Source organism: Pseudomonas sp. GM78, from assembly GCF_000282475.1.
In the GTDB taxonomy this organism is placed as follows: domain Bacteria; phylum Pseudomonadota; class Gammaproteobacteria; order Pseudomonadales; family Pseudomonadaceae; genus Aquipseudomonas.
This window is the reverse complement of the sequence record NZ_AKJF01000019.1, coordinates 1-16,034: the sequence shown is the minus strand read 5'-3', so window position 1 is coordinate 16,034 and position 16,034 is coordinate 1. Positions and strand designations below refer to the sequence as shown.

The 16,034-nt window shown below is 58.6% G+C and carries 7 protein-coding genes and 4 pseudogenes; all 11 read right to left on the bottom strand.

Going from position 1 to position 16,034, the window contains the following annotated elements:
- Positions 1-15: 15 nt before the first annotated feature.
- Positions 16-597 (bottom strand): annotated as a pseudogene (locus tag PMI35_RS35795) (methyl-accepting chemotaxis protein); the annotation flags it as partial.
- Positions 598-1,454: 857 nt separating this feature from the next.
- The gene (locus PMI35_RS29455; protein ID WP_008055080.1) at positions 1,455-2,096 is read right to left on the bottom strand and encodes a response regulator; all 642 of its coding nucleotides are present in this window, start codon (positions 2,094-2,096) and stop codon (positions 1,455-1,457) included.
- Positions 2,093-4,798, bottom strand: coding sequence for a PAS domain-containing sensor histidine kinase (locus PMI35_RS29460; protein WP_162135889.1), 2,706 nt, complete (start codon positions 4,796-4,798; stop codon positions 2,093-2,095). The genes PMI35_RS29455 and PMI35_RS29460 overlap by 4 nt, the downstream gene beginning before the upstream one ends.
- 744 nt (positions 4,799-5,542) lie before the next feature.
- Positions 5,543-5,923: pseudogene (locus PMI35_RS33520) on the bottom strand (reverse transcriptase domain-containing protein); the annotation flags it as partial.
- Positions 5,924-6,443: 520 nt separating this feature from the next.
- A pseudogene (locus PMI35_RS35130) lies at positions 6,444-6,998 on the bottom strand (recombinase family protein); the annotation flags it as partial.
- Positions 6,986-7,453, bottom strand: coding sequence for a recombinase family protein (locus PMI35_RS35125; protein ID WP_008055077.1), 468 nt, complete (start codon positions 7,451-7,453; stop codon positions 6,986-6,988). The gene PMI35_RS35125 and the pseudogene PMI35_RS35130, both read right to left, overlap by 13 nt.
- A gap of 460 nt (positions 7,454-7,913) precedes the next feature.
- Positions 7,914-8,660 (bottom strand): annotated as a pseudogene (locus PMI35_RS29465) (reverse transcriptase domain-containing protein); the annotation flags it as partial.
- A 470-nt stretch (positions 8,661-9,130) separates the two neighbouring features.
- Positions 9,131-11,557 carry an efflux RND transporter permease subunit gene (locus PMI35_RS29470; RefSeq protein ID WP_008055074.1) on the bottom strand — a complete coding sequence of 809 codons (2,427 nt, stop codon included), beginning with the start codon at positions 11,555-11,557 and terminating at the stop codon, positions 9,131-9,133.
- 7 nt (positions 11,558-11,564) lie between these two features.
- Positions 11,565-12,521, bottom strand: a complete 957-nt coding sequence (locus tag PMI35_RS29475) for a WD40/YVTN/BNR-like repeat-containing protein (protein WP_008055073.1) — start codon at positions 12,519-12,521, stop codon at positions 11,565-11,567.
- Between the two features lie 68 nt (positions 12,522-12,589).
- Complete coding sequence (locus tag PMI35_RS29480; RefSeq protein ID WP_008055072.1) at positions 12,590-13,948, bottom strand: DUF1329 domain-containing protein; 1,359 nt, start codon at positions 13,946-13,948, stop codon at positions 12,590-12,592.
- 13 nt (positions 13,949-13,961) lie between these two features.
- Positions 13,962-15,836, bottom strand: coding sequence for a DUF1302 domain-containing protein (locus PMI35_RS29485; RefSeq protein WP_008055071.1), 1,875 nt, complete (start codon positions 15,834-15,836; stop codon positions 13,962-13,964).
- Positions 15,837-16,034: the final 198 nt, after the last annotated feature.

The following is a 16,034-nucleotide window of genomic DNA, read 5'->3' as shown; positions in this document are numbered from 1 at the left end:
TTTAGCTTCGGAAGATCAGAAGAAGGTCACTGAAGACTGTTCGACCTGCGCCTGGGTATCACCGCCATGGATACGGTTTTGCTCGAGCGTCGTGTAGCCGGCCTCCAGCACCTGCAGCCAGGCGCGTGCATCCAGCGGTGCCACGTCGTACAGGCGTTCGAGCAAACGGCGCATGTCGCTGGTGATCACCGACGAGATCTGGCTGACCCGGTCCTGGAACTGCAGATCGACGAGGACTTCATTGACGGTGTGTTCCACTTCGCGGCTGGAGGTCTGCAGAAGGGTGATCCGCTGCTCCATCCGGTCGATGCCCTGGGTCAGTTCTGCCAGCACCTGATTGACGATGTGCTCGGCTTCGCGGATTTTCTCCTGCTCGGTCTCGGCGACTTGCCCGGCATGCTCGATCAACTCATGCATCGAACCGCCCATGACGCGGACCTTTTCGGTGATGCGCGCCCCGGTGGCACCGGACAGGGTCGAGAGCTTGCGCACTTCGTCGGCCACCACCGAGAAGCCGCGTCCGGACTCGCCGGCGCGGGCGGCTTCAATGGCGGCATTGAGCGCCAGCAGATTGGTTTGCGAGGCGATTTTGGCGACGTCTTCAGCCATACCGAACAGTTCCTCGACGACACTGCCGAGGGTGTGGACTTCACTCAGAAAATGTTCACGCTCGGCACGGGTTGCATCCAGCGCGGTAACGGCCTTGGGCAATTCGACCTGCGCACTGCGGATGACCTCGAAGACGCCATCGCCGTTACTGTCGTCAGCGCTCAAGGCGATGGTTTCACCCATCTGGCGGCTCATGGCGATGAATTTTTGCGTCAAGCCGTCAGCGGCGTTTTCGGTTTGCGTGCGCGCCAGTTCAACCTGCTTTTCCCACAGGGGCAGGACGCTCGACAGCAGCTTTCGAAGGGCGAAGAGAGCGCTAGAGTCTTCATGCTCGACCGGTATTTCGGCAGGTTTTACCGCAGCGACAGGCACCCGGCGCCAGCACAACCAGGCGCACGTTCCTTGAGCAAGCACGGCAAGGCCGGCCTTCCACCACGCATCTGCCAGGGCGCTGCAAATCCCGATGGTCAGCAACAATCCTGCGATCAGCACCCAGGGATTACGCCCCTCCGTGCGCAGCGGATTCAGCTCCATCAGACTCACCCCATCGTTTTATTTTTTTGCGGGCGCCTGCTGCCAGGGCAGCGCTGCTCGAGCAAGCGAAAAATGCTGGCAGAAGGCCACGCCATTGTCGGCAAAGTCTAGAGGGGGTGACGGAAAGCGACTACGAGCCAATTACCGGGAACGACTAGGTAAAACAACCTATACAGTTTTGGGCGCCTGGCCCGAGCCACAGGCACGCGCACTCCCGTAGGAGCGAGGCTTGCCCGCGAAGAACGATGATACAACCGGCAAACCGCGGAGCCCGGTTCGCCGGCAAGCCTGGCTCCTACAAACAGGAGTTATTAACCCAGATCCAGAATCCCCTGCCGAATGGCGTACACCACCAACCCCGCCAGGTCGCGGATGTTCAGGCGCACCATGAGTTGCGCGCGATGGGCGTCGACGGTCTTGACGCTGAGATTGAGCTGATAGGCAATTTCCTTGTTGGTCTTGCCATTGACCAGCCAATAGAGCACTTCCCGTTGACGTGCAGTCAGGGTCACCTCTTCGGGGTCGGCTGCCCGGGGAGCAGTCATGGCCTCGATCACCCGCCCGGAAATCTTCGGGCTCAGGTAACGATGACCGCTCAACACGGCCTGGATCGCCATGCGCAACTCGACTTCGGCGGCGTCCTTGAGCAGATAGGCCGAGGCCCCCACCTGCATGGCCTTGAGGACGAAATCCCGGGTATCGTGCATCGACAGCAGGATCACCGGCAGCGCCGGCCAATGCACGCGCAGATGGGTCAGCGCCTCAAGCCCGGACAAACGCTCCATGGTGATATCCATCAGCAGAATGTCCGGTTTGTGCTGCGCCAGCAGCCTTTCGACATCGTCGCCGTCACAGCCCTCGGCAACCACCGAATATCCCCAATCTTCCAGCAGGACCCGGATACCCGCGCGCACCAGGTTGTGATCGTCCACCAGGACAATTCGAACAGTCATGCCTCGTTTCCTCGCTCAGTATCACACCTGTCGGGCACCACGACCTCGATCCGGGTGCCCTGCCCCCGGATCGACGTCAGAACGAACTCGCCGCCCAGCAGTTTGGCGCGTTCTGCCATGCTCATCAGCCCCATGCCACTGCCATCCGACAATGCATCGTGATAGTCAAAGCCGCGTCCGTTGTCGGCAATCCGCAAATGAATGTTGTCGTTGACCCGCGCCAGACTGATCTCCACCGAAGCGGCAGCCGCGTGCTTGAGCACATTGCTCAGCGCCTCCTGGAAAATCCGGAACAGGGTGATTTCCACGCAGGGTTCGCAACGCGGTTGCAGCTCGACACAATCGAGCAGGCAGCACACACCGCCCGGCAGATCGGGCAAATAGTTATCGATCTGCCAGCGCATGGCCGCGACCAATCCCAGGCTGTCCAGTTGCACCGGACGCAGCGTGCGCGAGAGATCGCGCACCTTGCTCAACGCTTCATCGGCAATGCGCACCAGCATTCCCTGGCGCGCTTCGATCGTGCCGTCCAGATGACGCTGGATACCTGCCGCGCTGATCTTGATGCACGTCAGCAGTTGCCCGACATCGTCGTGCAATTCACGGGCGAGATGGCGCCGCTCGCTTTCCTGTACCTCGATGATCTGTCCGGACAGCCGCTGCAAGCGACCATTGGCCGCCTCCAGGTCTCCCTGCAAACGACGGTGTTCGCTGACATCGCGCAACATCACCTGAATGCACACTTCGCCCTCCATCAACAGGGTTCGCGCGGCCATCTCGACCTCGAACTCGATGCCATTGAGCCGTCGATAATGGCGCGGCAAAAAGGCCGGAACATACTCTGGCCGCAAGACCCGCTCGAGATCATCCATCAGCTGCGGGTGGAAACAGGCGTCCATGAGCTGGAAAATGTTCTGCCCGATGAACTGTTCGACCGAGTCAGCGGCAAACAACTTCGCCGCGGTCAAGTTGGCGAAAACCACCCGCGAGCCACGGAAAATCATCAAGCCTTCCGGCAGCAGCTCCACCAGTTCGCGGTAATGCCGCTCACCTTCGCTCAACTGGCGTTCCACGCGCTTCTGCTCGGTGATATCGAGCAACGCCCCCAGCAGCAACGGTTTGTCATCGTGCGGACGCAACTCGCCGCAGATGAGGATGTTGCGCAGGTGCCCGTCGGGCCGGCGAATCTGCAATTCGATGTCCAGCCGCTCGCCCAGCAGCGCCCGGTCAAGCGCTTCCCGGGCTGAGTGCCGCTGCTCGGACACGATGCTGTCGAAGAAGTCTGTGTAGGCGACCTCGTCGGAAATACCGGGCAGCCCGAAAATGCGCGCGCATTCATCTGTCCAGGTGGCCTTCTCGGCGCCGACTTCCCAGGACCACACCCCGAGCCCGGCAATCAGTTGTGCTTCCAACAGCTTCTGTTGCGAAACCTTCAACTCATGCTCGGTCTGCTGCTGCACCGAAATATCATGCAGGCAGGCCAGGACGTAGACCTTCCTGCCCAGTTGGATCGGCGATAAATGCACTTCACAGAAAAACGTCCCTTGGCCATCCAGGCGCCGGAACTTCAGGGTCACGCACATTTCGGCACCGTCATGGGCGTCGAGCAACAGCTGGGCAATCAGCGCCGGGGCCTGATGATTGTTCAACTGTTCGGGGCAGCAAAGGTCGACAAACCGATGCCCCCCCAGGCATTGCGCGTTGTCTACGCCAAACAGCTTGGCGGCACGTTCGTTGGCCTCCTGGATACCGGAGGAACTCAGCAGCAGTACGCCGTCGCGTATTGATTGAAACAACCGCCGGTAGCGATGCTCACTGCGGCCGATGCGCTGCCAGGCCGCGGCCAGACCGAAGGACGCCAACAAGATCACCAGGCAGGTGAGCGAAAGGGCAATCAGGGTGAAGAATCGCTGCTCGTTCCACTGGGCGAGGTATTCCTGCGGCCAACGGGCAACCACAAACTGCAAGGGATATGGGTTGACGGTCTTGCGCACCAGCAGCACATCCTCGCCCCACGCCTTGTTCAGCCATTGCCCCCCTTCTGCACCGGCAACAAGCGCCTGTTCGGGCATTTGGCCCTGCTGTCGATAGACGTTGCCCTGTAGATCGAGCAACACCAGAGGAATATCGAAGGTGTAGCCCAGGCCGGAAAAGTAGTCACGCTGGCTCGTCAGCGGCATGAGCGCGCCGACCGTCAACCACTTGCCATTGGGGCATTCGTAGCGACGAAAGACCGGCAACCAGAGTTTCCCGTTCATGTGCCGGCTGGCCCCAAACCAGACACCACGACCGGCATCCTTGGGCGGTTGCCAGTCGATGCCTTGAAAAGCCGCTTCGGGCAATGCCCAGTGTTGCTGGCCGGCACTGACCATCAAGGGGCCGTTTTGCGGGTCGGAATCGACAAATCGCAGCAGTTCGGTGCCCACCTGCGCGTCCGTCAATGGCCAGTCCAGATTGAGCAAATGATTGGCCAGGGCATCCATGGCGAACGTGCGCTGTTCCAGCTCATTGGCCAAATGACCGGCAATCGCCGCCGCCAATACTTGCGTGCGAACAGTCATCGTCCGTTGCTGATCCTCAAAGTCGCGCCACAGGCTCAGGCTGCCCAGGCCGATAATCAGGCTGATCAACGCGATGCAACTGAACCAGATCAATAGGTAGGGGCGTGAGTCCGGGCGGATAGATGTTTTCAGGCGCGACACTCGCATAACAATCCGGAACTCAGATTCGACAAAAATAATGAGGAGGTACTGACCAACGCCTCGCAACGTGCCCCCTAACAATCGAGCAAGACTCGGTCAGCGGCGAATGTTCAGGCAGGCGGATTCACGTTCAGGAGGCGACTTTGGAATTCAGGGGGGCACACACTACTACGGAATTTGAAGGGGAGAATATTCGGGCCGACGTACGTTGCCAAAATGCATGTATGCCGTATCCATTGGCCGATGCACCAGTCGCCACAGTAATAGTGACTGGTCATACCGGTGCGATTATAGTCAATTCGATCGCCCTGCCGGGTCAGCCTTTTACTGTTCCGAACTAGACGGTTTTACCTATAGACAATCGGAATTTTTGGCTAGGTACATCATGTATTTCTGCTGCCTACCTCAATCCCAGTCTTCGCGGGCCCATCGAGCTGTCGCGACCATTTTTCAGTGATAACAATTTCAGGTCGCGACACATAGCTGCCATTAGCGAAAGGCATCTTCAGCCGAAAGCGGTCCTTTCTGATGGGTGGCTTTTCGCCGAAGGGGGCAGCTTGCACTGGTTTGTAGACTAGTACGCGAGTAGAGCGGCAGGCTCGAAAGCACCCTGTGCATGACAACCATCAAACCGGGTCGAATGAACGCTGCAACGGTGTGCTGCCGGCCTTTTTGTCTATTGCAACAAAGCGCGACTTTCCAAGGCAAGGAGAAGTTTGGAAGGAGCGCAGATTTTGGCATTACAAGTACGGGGGTTATTTGCTCAACGATGTGACTCATTGAGCGCCTACGCACCCGGCGCAAGAGGTCCCTGAGTCGGTCGCGCAAGCGACGCAGACTCATCGTCGCCACTCGCAACCTTGGCTGTTGATGCCAGCTCATTCCATAGCCCAAGTAATCACACATCCACGACCCGGCTACTCGGCTCTTTTCCCGGTTCAGCGTCAGTTTCAGGCGCTGACTCAGGAAGCGCTCGACGCCAGCCATCACCCGCGCGCCAGCACGACAACTGCGCACATAAATGTTCGCGTCGTCGGCATAGCGCACGAAGCAATGGCCCCGCCGTTCCAATTCGCGGTCGAGTTCGTTGAGCAGGATGTTCGACAGCAGCGGCGAGAGTACGCCGCGTACGATCTTGCATACTTTTTTCTCTGGTGCCTGAGCCAATCAACGTCTCGCTGGCGTTGAACCCGGGATCCGGATCAACCCGGAACACCACCAAAATTTCGTCCTTATGAATTTCGACTCGTTTGACCAGGCCACGGATGACCTCGCGCTTCGTGACGAAATCCACAGCACCCAATCGGTCATGGACAGCAGCGGCAAACTCTTCGAGACGATTAATGACGAGAAACAGCTCGCGTTGACCCACCTGATGACGCCGTGAGTCCTGAATCTGCCGATCAAGCTGTTCCAGACGGCTCTTCAAGTTTCGCATCTTTGGATCAAAGTCCATTTTGTCGATCATACCTTCGGCATAACTATCGATGAGCCGGGACTTGCCTTTCTCGAGTTGCAGTCGTTGTCGTTCCAGTGTGGCAGTATCAGGATCTGTTTTTTCTCTTTCTTCGAGGATTCCCAGCCGACGCTCATATTCATTCTTTACTCTTCCAGGATGGGCGAGCAGCTCAACAACCTGCCGCCACACCAGTTCATCAAGACGATCCGTTCGTATTTGCTGATTATCACAGACGCGTTCGCCACCAAAGCGGTAGGCATCGGTTCCAATGCAACGATAATAGGCATAGTTCCGACGTTGGCCTTTGACCGCTGCCTTGCTGACTTTTTTACCGTAATAGGCGTAGTGACAATGGCCGCAAACGGTCAAGCCCTGAAGCAGGTAAACTGCACCATGACCGCGCTGACGAGCCGATTTGCGATTTTCGGTAAGCTGTTCCTGAACCGACTGAAATAACCCTTCGCTGACGATTGCCGGTACGGATATCTCGACCCACTGACTTGGATCCGTACGTACGGTTGAATACCCCTTCCTGGGCACTTCCGCACTGTGGCGTTGCGCGCGTATCCGAGGTAAACGATCACGCGCCTGTGTTTTACCGAAAGCAGCTCGTCCCATGTACGCTGGATTTTGTAATAACCCCCACACGGTACTGCGATCCCAATACGGTTTACCTGAAGCGGTGACGGTGCCAGTAGCACCAAGACGCCGAACCACTTCGCCAATGCTCAGCCGCTCCATCCCAATCCATTGAAAGATGGCTCTGACCGTCGCTGCTTGCGCCAAGTCGATAACGTACTGTGCGGTGCGCCATCAAGTTGCTTACGAATGTAGCGATAACCGTACGGCGCAGTCGACAGCACATTGATGCTGCCGCGTCTGGCGCCATGAAGCTTGCCGCGACGATGGCGCTCCATGATTTTGGCACGCTCATACTCCGCAATCATGCCCTGCATCTGCAGCAGCAACGACTCCTCTGGCGTGACGCCAATGGCATGATTGAGGAACACGACCTCTACGCCGCACGCCGATAGTTCGTCCATCAGCAAGGCCTGGTGAGCATATTTTCGCGACAGCCGGTCTGGGGCCAGGACGTAGAGACGATCGACCAAGCCAAGTGCCGCGCGGTCTCTGAGCCGTTCCAATTGTGGGCGAATCAGCGTCGCGCCGCTAACGCCTGCGTCGACAAAGCGCATGTCTTCAGCAACCTGGGCTCCATCAGCCACAGATCCGCTCTGTCAACGCGGCAATCTGGCTTTCAATCGTGCCGCGTTTAGCCTGTTGATCAGAGGATACCCTCGCATAGAACGCCACCATCACAGCCTGGCTCATTGCTCACCTCGCTTGGCAGCACGATGTTTTTTGACAGAGGGTTGAGATTGTGGCGATTCTGAGGAAACCCGCGTTTCTGTCGGTTTTAGCTGCTCATAGACCCTCTCGAGCTGTTCACAAGAGAATCGATTTGGCTCAAAAGCCAAGCGAATACGCCAGACCCGCGGTTTTCGGCTCATGACTGAAGTCTCCCGTCAGTGGGGGCGATGACCTCAATGACGAGAACAATCTCGACGTCGGGGCATCCCGCATACCTCGGAGCAAAACTCTCCCTTGCGATGCGCAGCCCCCATTTTATCCGAGAGTAGTTTGCTCTATTGTTGCCGGCGCTAGCGGGCCGCCTTGCGGCGTCCCTTCCTCCCGGCGGCTGACGAGTCCGTCTGACATCGTTCCCGCTTCGAGATAACGACGGATCAGCGTGAGCACACGTTTATCTTCGATTTGACGCTCGATGTAGGCCATCAATACATCGTGGTTGACCCGATCAAAGAACTTCTCCAGATCAAGTTCCACGCACCAGCGGTGACCCGCCGCCACATGGGCGCGGGCGGTTTCGATGGCTTGATGAGCACTTCTGCCCGGACGGAAGCCGTAGCTATAATCCGAGAACAGTGGGTCGAAGATCGGCGTGAGCTGTTGCAGCAGAGCCTGCTGGATCAGGCGATCCACGACACTGGGAATACCCAGTTGCCGTGTTCCACCTTTGGGTTTGGGGATTTCGACGGCGCGTACACCATGCGGGTGATACTCGCCGGCCAGCAACCGGGCCTTGAGGGTCGGCCAATACTGTTTCACGTAGCCCGCCAATTCGGCGACCGTCATGCCATCGGCACCCGGTGCACCCTTGTTGCTGGCTACGCGCTGATACGCACGCCTGAGGTTGGCGGGTGCAAGCACCCGCGCCATCAGCGTGTCCGGCTCCGCGTTCGTCCACGTCACAGACGCCGTCGATGCTTGCGCCCTGTCAGCCGTCATCTTCGGATACCGTCCGGGACTTGGGGTAACAGTTTTCTCTTGGAGAATATTCTGCGTTTCAGCATTCGACGAGACTCTGACGCCTACTGGCGGCATAACCTGTTCAGCCCTTGGTGGCGGGGTTATTCGCCACTTACTACGGCTTCGACTGACTTCTGCACGCTCATCCCGTCGCCTCTCGACGCTCGGTAGCACACTGGCAAACGTGCAGATCTCCCAGGGTAATTCGCGCGACCTTCCTGCTTATGCCTGTCGGATTTACGTCACAGCGTCCCGTGCAAGTATTGGGCTTTGACGATTTGGGCCGTCTCACCCCGCTGCGCCGCCTCTATCCGCTTCCTGTTCGTCAGGCCAGCATTTTGCCTCGGGCTTCCTTCAGATTCGCAGTCGCCCGCGACACCCTTGCCTCTGGCTAACACTTCCCCTTGCCGGGTGTGAGAGGACTTGCACCTCCAAGTCACGAGCCTGGCCACCACAGCCAAGCTGGCTGCGCTTACGCGCAACGCGCCATGCCTGGCGCACCCCAAAAAAAGACGGCCCGAAGGCCGCCAAAGTACTGCATGGAGTTAGTTTGCGGGTGGCTGCTCAGGATGCATGCCGGCGTGCACCGGCGGTAGCAGCCATGCCGCCAGTGCCGGTAGCAACAGGATGGCGCCCCAAACATTGACCAGGAACATGAACGCCAACAGTACGCCCATGTCAGCCTGAAACTTGAGGGTGGAAAACACCCATGTGGATACGGACACCGTCATTGTCATGGCGGTGAACAACGAGGCAGTGCCACGTTGCTTTAGCGCTTCGACAAACGCCTGACGCAGGTCCGAATGACGTGAATGCATTTCGTGCTTGATCCGCTCGAACAAGTAAATGCCGTAATCCACGCCGACCCCGACGCCCAGTGCCACCACCGGTAGCGTGTTGACCTTCAGACCAATACCCAGCCATGCCATCAACCCGTTGCACAGCACCGTGACCAGCGCCAGTGGAAGGATGATGCACAGGGTGATACGCAGCGAGCGAAAGCTCAGCAGGCAGAGTAAGGTCACCGAGCCGAAAAGCGCGAGGTTCACCCACTTGTCCGCCGCCTCGACCGCCTCATTGGTCGCGGCCATTACCCCGACATTGCCACTGGCCAGTTGAAAACGGAGGTCATCGCCGTCGTGGGTTACCTTGAACGCCTTGATCCGTTCGATGATGTTGCTGATAGTCGAGGCCTGGTGATCTTCGGTGTACAGCGAGATCGGCATGGCACTGCAGGTGGAGTTCATCAGTTCATTGCCAAGGCGCGTAGCGAACCCCACGCCTTGGGCAATTTGCGCCTGCTCCTCCGGAATGGTGCGCCATTTGATGAAGGTTTCCGCGTAGCCCTGGGTGATCTGCCCGACATAGCCCGCCAGCCCTCGCACCGTACCGACACCCGGGGTCTGCTTCATCTCGAATTCGAAATCTTCGACTTTGCCCAGAATGTTGCGATCAACACAGGGCGACTCGTTGCCCTTTGCCTCAACCACCACCTGCAACAGGTCAACGCCGATGGCGAAGTTACGGGTGACCATCGCCACGTCCTGGTTATAACGCGAATCGGCACGCAGCTCCGGGACACCCTGCCCCGTGTCTCCCACCTTCAACTTTCCCGCCTGCCACATGCCGACGCCGAGCAGAACCATCGCAATCAGGATGACCGGCACACTGCCCTTGCGGGTTGCCAATCCCCCCAGGTGCTCCCACAACCAGTCCCCAGAGGTTTCCTTGCCCCGCAGGCGCTCGGCATCCTTGGCCGAAATACGCATGTAAGACAGCAGGATCGGCAACAGCAGTTTGTTGGTGAGGATCATCAGGCTGACCCCCAAGGTAGCGGTGATGGCCAGTTCCCGCACCATCTCGATCTGCACGAAGGCGATTACCAGAAAACCCAGTGCATTGGCCAGCAGTGCCATGGCACCTGGAATGAAGAGTTTCTGGAAGCAATTGCGCGAAGCGGTAATGCTGTCGTGACCACGCAACACCTCCAGTTTCCAGGCGTTGGTCATCTGCACCGCATGGGAGACACCAATGGAGAAAATCAGGAACGGCACCAAAATCGACATGGGGTCGAGGGCCAACCCCAACAGCGGCAGAAGACCCAGTAGCCATACCACCGGGACCATGGCGCAAACCAACGCCCAGGACGTCAGCATCAGCGAACCGCAATACCAATAAAGCAACAGTGCGGTGATCACGAAGGCCACGGCGAAGAACAGCAGCACCCCGGCGGCACCGTCTGCGATATCCCCGGTCGACTTGGCGAAACCAATGATGTGCACGCTGACGCCATCTTTTTCGTGCTTGGCGCGAATCGCCTCCAGGGACTTGCTGACAGCTTGCAGATCCAGGCGTAAGCCGGTCTCCGGGTCCACTTCCTGCAAGTTCGCCACCACCATGGCGGCGCTCAAGTCATTGGAGACGATACGGCCGACCCAATCGGACTTCAGCACATTTTCGCGCACCGCCTTCAGTTGCTCTGGAGTACCGGAGAAGTCGGCCGCAACAATGTTGCCGCCCCTGAAGCCGTCTTCTACCACCTCGTTGTAGCGCACATTGGAGGTGAACAACGAAGTGACCGAGCTACGCTCGACGCCCTTGATGTAGAAAACTTCCTCGGTGACCTGATGCAAGCTCTCCATGAATCCGGGGTCGAAGATCTCGCCCTTTTCGTTCTTCAACGCCAGCAATACTTTGTTGGCGCCGCCGAAAACCGACTGATACTTGAGAAAGGACTGCATGTACTCATGCTGCAGCGGGATCATCTTGGAAAAGCCCGCCTCCACACGCAGCCGTGTGGCGGTGAAGGTAAACAGCAGCGTCAATAGAATGAAAAAAATCAGAAGCGGGCGACGCAAGTGAAAAATCCACCAGGACACCTGACCGACCAGACTACGGGAGAAGTGGTGGCGGTCGAGCACCTGAACGTCGCCCACAAGCTCGAGCCCCTGATTGTCGTGGTACTTACTCATAGAAACCTCAATTGGCTGTCGCTTGCGTCAAGCTCAGAGACTGAACACCGGCATCGCCCACGGCCAGGGCACCGCCGGTCACCGCAACTATCTGCGAGAGCCCGCCACGGGCGGTGTGACTCAGCTCAAAGCTTTTGCCATCGTCGTTACTCAGTGCCAGTAGCCCGGCATTGCCGACCAGGGCGATACGCCCGTCAGGCAAAACCTGCCCCCCTTGCAGTGCAACCTTGGCGTCCAGGGGAATCAGCTGCCAGGTATCTCCCTGATCGTTTGAGCGATACAGATTGCCGCGCATGCCGAAAGCCAACAGCGCACCACTTGGCGTCTGCAGTCCGCCAAAAAAAGAACCCTCGTAAGGGGATTGCAACGCTTCCCAGTTCAGCCCCAGGTCACGCGAGCGCAGCAAGGTGCCGGACTCGCCGAAAAGAAACAGGTCACCACCGACCTTCAGCACTTTGGCGATGTGCCGATCAAAGTTCTCCCCCATCACCGTTTTCTTGCTCCAGCTCAAGCCAGCGTCGACGGATTCCAGATAGTGACCGAATGCGCCATAGGCGACGAAATGCTGGCCGCCCAGGTAGGTGACACCGAACAGCGAATCATGACCGATACCGTCCACCCCTACGGCTGTCCATTGCTGACCGCCATCGGTGGTGCGCAACAGGGTCGCGCCATGTCCAACGGCGATGCCCAGTCGGTCGTTGGCGAACGCAAGCCCGGTCAGCGTTCGATCGGCTGGCGTATGAATGCCCTGCCAATGTTGCCCATCGTCCGCGGAACGAAGGATCCAGCCGCGCTCGCCGGCACTGAACAGTTGACTGCCCACACGCTGGATATCGAGCAGGATGATTCGCTGTGAATTGATCCCGGTCTGGATCGAGCCAGGCGTCTCGGCATGTACAGCAGATGCCGCGATGAGTGCCGCCCACAACACCCTGTGAACGGACTTGCCCAAAATAGCCATTGGCCGCTCCTCTCTTGTATTTGTAATCGACGACCCGCAATCGGGTCGCCTTGAGACTGCCTGAGGGCTTAGTGACCAGCGCGACGCAGGGCATCGGGCTGGAAGTCGGCCTGACGCCCCTTGACGCCGAACTTCCAGGGTTGCTTGACCTCATTGTCCAAGCCCGAGACCATGTAGTTGCCGTTGCTCAGGTCATGGAAGATGTTGGCGCGGTACCACGGCACACCGACGTCATAGAACTGGATCATCGGGTGCACGCCAATGCGCCATAGCTGGCCGCGAGTGTCGTAGGCGTCTTCGAGCAACACGGTCCAGCTGTCCTCGTCGAGATACATCACGCGCTTGCCGTAGATATGCTTCTGCCCGGCCTTGAGCGTGCCCTCGACAACCCACGTACGGTGGAGTTCGTAGCGCATCAGGTCGGCATTGACGGTGCCTTTTTGCAGGATGTTTTCGTATTTCAGCGACTTATCGGACAACTTGTAGTCGTTGTACGGAACATAGATTTCCTGCTTGCCAACCAGTTTCCAGTCATAGCGGTCGGGCGCGCCGTTATAGCCGTCGTACTGGTCGGTCACCCGCATGCTCTCGGTGCCATCGCTGACGTTGTCATACGCCAGATCCGGCGCGCGGCGCACACGACGTGCACCGGCGTTGTAGATCCAGGCCGAGCGCGCTTCCTTGACCTGGTCCACCGGTTCACGCACCAGGTAGACCGTGCCCTGCAACGTGGCCGGTTCGAGGAAGTAGCCCAGGAAGGAAAACAGGTGGTTGTCCATACTGCGATCCATGTTCTGGTCGAACACGCGGTTCTCGCGGAACCCGACCTTGTAGAACTCGCCGCTGCTACGTACCGGGAACCAGTGATAGGTCCGCTCGAAGCCACCGCCCAAGTAGCGAACCAAGTGGTTCCAGATTGCTTCCTGACCGTTCTTCGGGATCGGGAACGGTATGTTCGAGCCATTGAGGTTGCTCAGACCGAAACCCTGCAACTCGACCTGAGTGGACTGAGTCTTGGCTTTGGCGGTGACTTCAGCCGGCAGTGCGGCAGTGCGCCGGGTCTGGTAGATCGGCATCTTGAAGTTGTCATACTTCTTCAACAAAGCCAGGGTGCCGGGCGACAGCTTGTCTTTGTATTGATCGGCATTGGCCGCGGTGATCACCATCTGCGGTTTGTCTTGCGGGAACGGATCAACGTAGCCCTTCTCCGGACTCCAGCCTGCCGGAGGAGCCGTCAGGCCGCCCTGCCAGGCTGGAATGCTGCCATCGGCATTGCCGGCCTTCTCGGCGCCAACCGGAGTGAGGTCGTTACCAAGGCGCGCAGCCTCTGCGTCGGTCAATTTGGCGAAAGCGTCGTTCCCGCCAAGCAACAGTGCGATGGCAATAGCCAGGGCACGCGGGGTGTGGCAAGTCTTTATTGTTTTCATGCCTTGTTCCTCATCAGAACTTGTAGCTGTAATTCATCGAGTAGTAGTCCCGGTCACGCAACGGGTCGTACTTGGCGTCGTTGTTGTACGTCACATAGTTGAACTCCAGGCTGTGGGCCTTCAGGTAGTCGAAACGAACTCCGGCACCGACGGTAAACCGGCCTTCGTTGAACTGACCGTCCATCGAAACCCCTTCCACGTCCTGCCCCAGAAACAAACTCGGGTAAGTGCTGACGCCTACGCCCAACAGGTCCGGGTACTCCAGTTGCCCTCGCAATCTGTAGCCCCAGGCGAAGTCGGTGATGTAACCGTCGTTCTTGCAGCCGTCGGGTTGCGGGTTGGTCGCAGTGCCGCAGAGGTTCCCGCCATAGCTGGGCGCCGAACCCGGGCCAAAGATGAAACCGCGACCGTAACGAATGTCGCTGTCACCCTGAGGGATGTCGTTCCACTGGAAGGCCACTTCACCGGCCACCTGCAGACTCGATGCGCCCAGAACGTTGGGGAACAGGTTGATGCCGTTGATCTGCAGCTGGGTTTTATCGAAGCGGTCATACCCGGTGATATAGGCATTCGGGCCAGCGGCTCGCGCGCCCGCGCCTTGCGGCCCCACCCCTTGGGCAGCGGCGGCAAGCAGGTCGTTGCCGTTACGTTGTACCGGCGTGTTTGGCGAGTAGCTCAGTTCCGCACCGACCGACCAACTGGCCAGCGTTGTGGCGGCGCTCAGACCATACAGGTGGATGTCTTCGGGATACTCCCAGAAGGCAGTCGTCGAGGTCGCACCGAACGGCAGATTTTCATGGACCTGCACCGGGTTGAGGAATGGTGCGCGCGCCCCGGCGGGAATCCGGCCCCAATCGCCGCTTTGGGCGGAAATGATTGGCGTACGCGAGTGGATGGTCATGGCGTAGGCACCAAGCTCCGTGTCGATCGATTCGACCAGATAGTGCAGCGCCACCCCCCATTGCCCCGAATCCCGGGCTTCATCGCCAGTGCTCAGTGGGACGTTCATGCCATTGCGAAAGCCGACCGGGTTGCTGACGTTAGGCAGCGATGTGGCCATGGTGCAACCACCCGGATGAGTGGAAATGATGGTTTCGGTGGTCGACCAGTAGTTGCCACAGCCCTCAACGGCAGTAGGTTCCCACTTGAACTGGTAAAACGCTTCCAGCGACAGCCCGTCACTCAAACCGAAGCTGCTGGAAATCATCCACACCGGCAGCAACGCTTCCTTGACCTCGGTGCCCGGACGGCGCAGTGAAGGAACGTCGATCGGGTTGATCTGGTTGAGCCCCTGAACAAAGATGCTCTCGCCCCAGTTCAGCACCTGGCGACCCAGGCGCACCTGCAGCGGGTGATCGTCCAGGTGGTAGGTGTCGTAGACGTAGGCGTCGAGCAGGTAAACGCCTTTGTTCCTTTGCAGGTCGTCAAAGCCATTATCGGACAATGGCTTTTTCTGGTAACCATTGGCCTGGTTGCCGAAATGCACGTCTTCGTCTTCCAGCGCCTGGTCGTACCAGCCCTTCACGCGCAGCATGCCGCCCATGTCGCCGTTGTGCAGGTTCAGTTCGGTGAGGAACTTGCCGATGGTAGAGAACCGGTCGCCGCGATCGTAGTTGAGGTTGCCGCCATCGGTATTGGAACCGCCCAGGCCGTCGTTCTTGCCGATCACCTGTCCGTCGAGTCGACTGTACAACTCGTTATCGCGCCCTTCGGCGCGCCAGCTGCTGCCAACGGAAAGTGTGGTGTCGAGGCTCCCCGACCAACCGCTCTCGGTATCAAAATTGAATGCCTGGGCATTGCCGGCGCCCACTCCGAGAATTCCAAGCACGACTGCCTGACCAAGCTGATGCCGGACAAAGCCTGTTTGTGGCGAACTTATTCTTATCATTGTTCACATTCCTAAATAATCCCGACGCTACGGTTCAATCCACCACTCTTTGGCTCTTGGATTCCCTGTGAAAAAACCTCCCTCCCCAACCACCCCGGCCGCCAGAGACTGGCCGGACAAGTAAACATTGACTGCACAACGCTTAACCCTCCCGAGATGGGAGGGGGTTGGGAGGGAGGCAGGAAAGAGGGGGGGGGG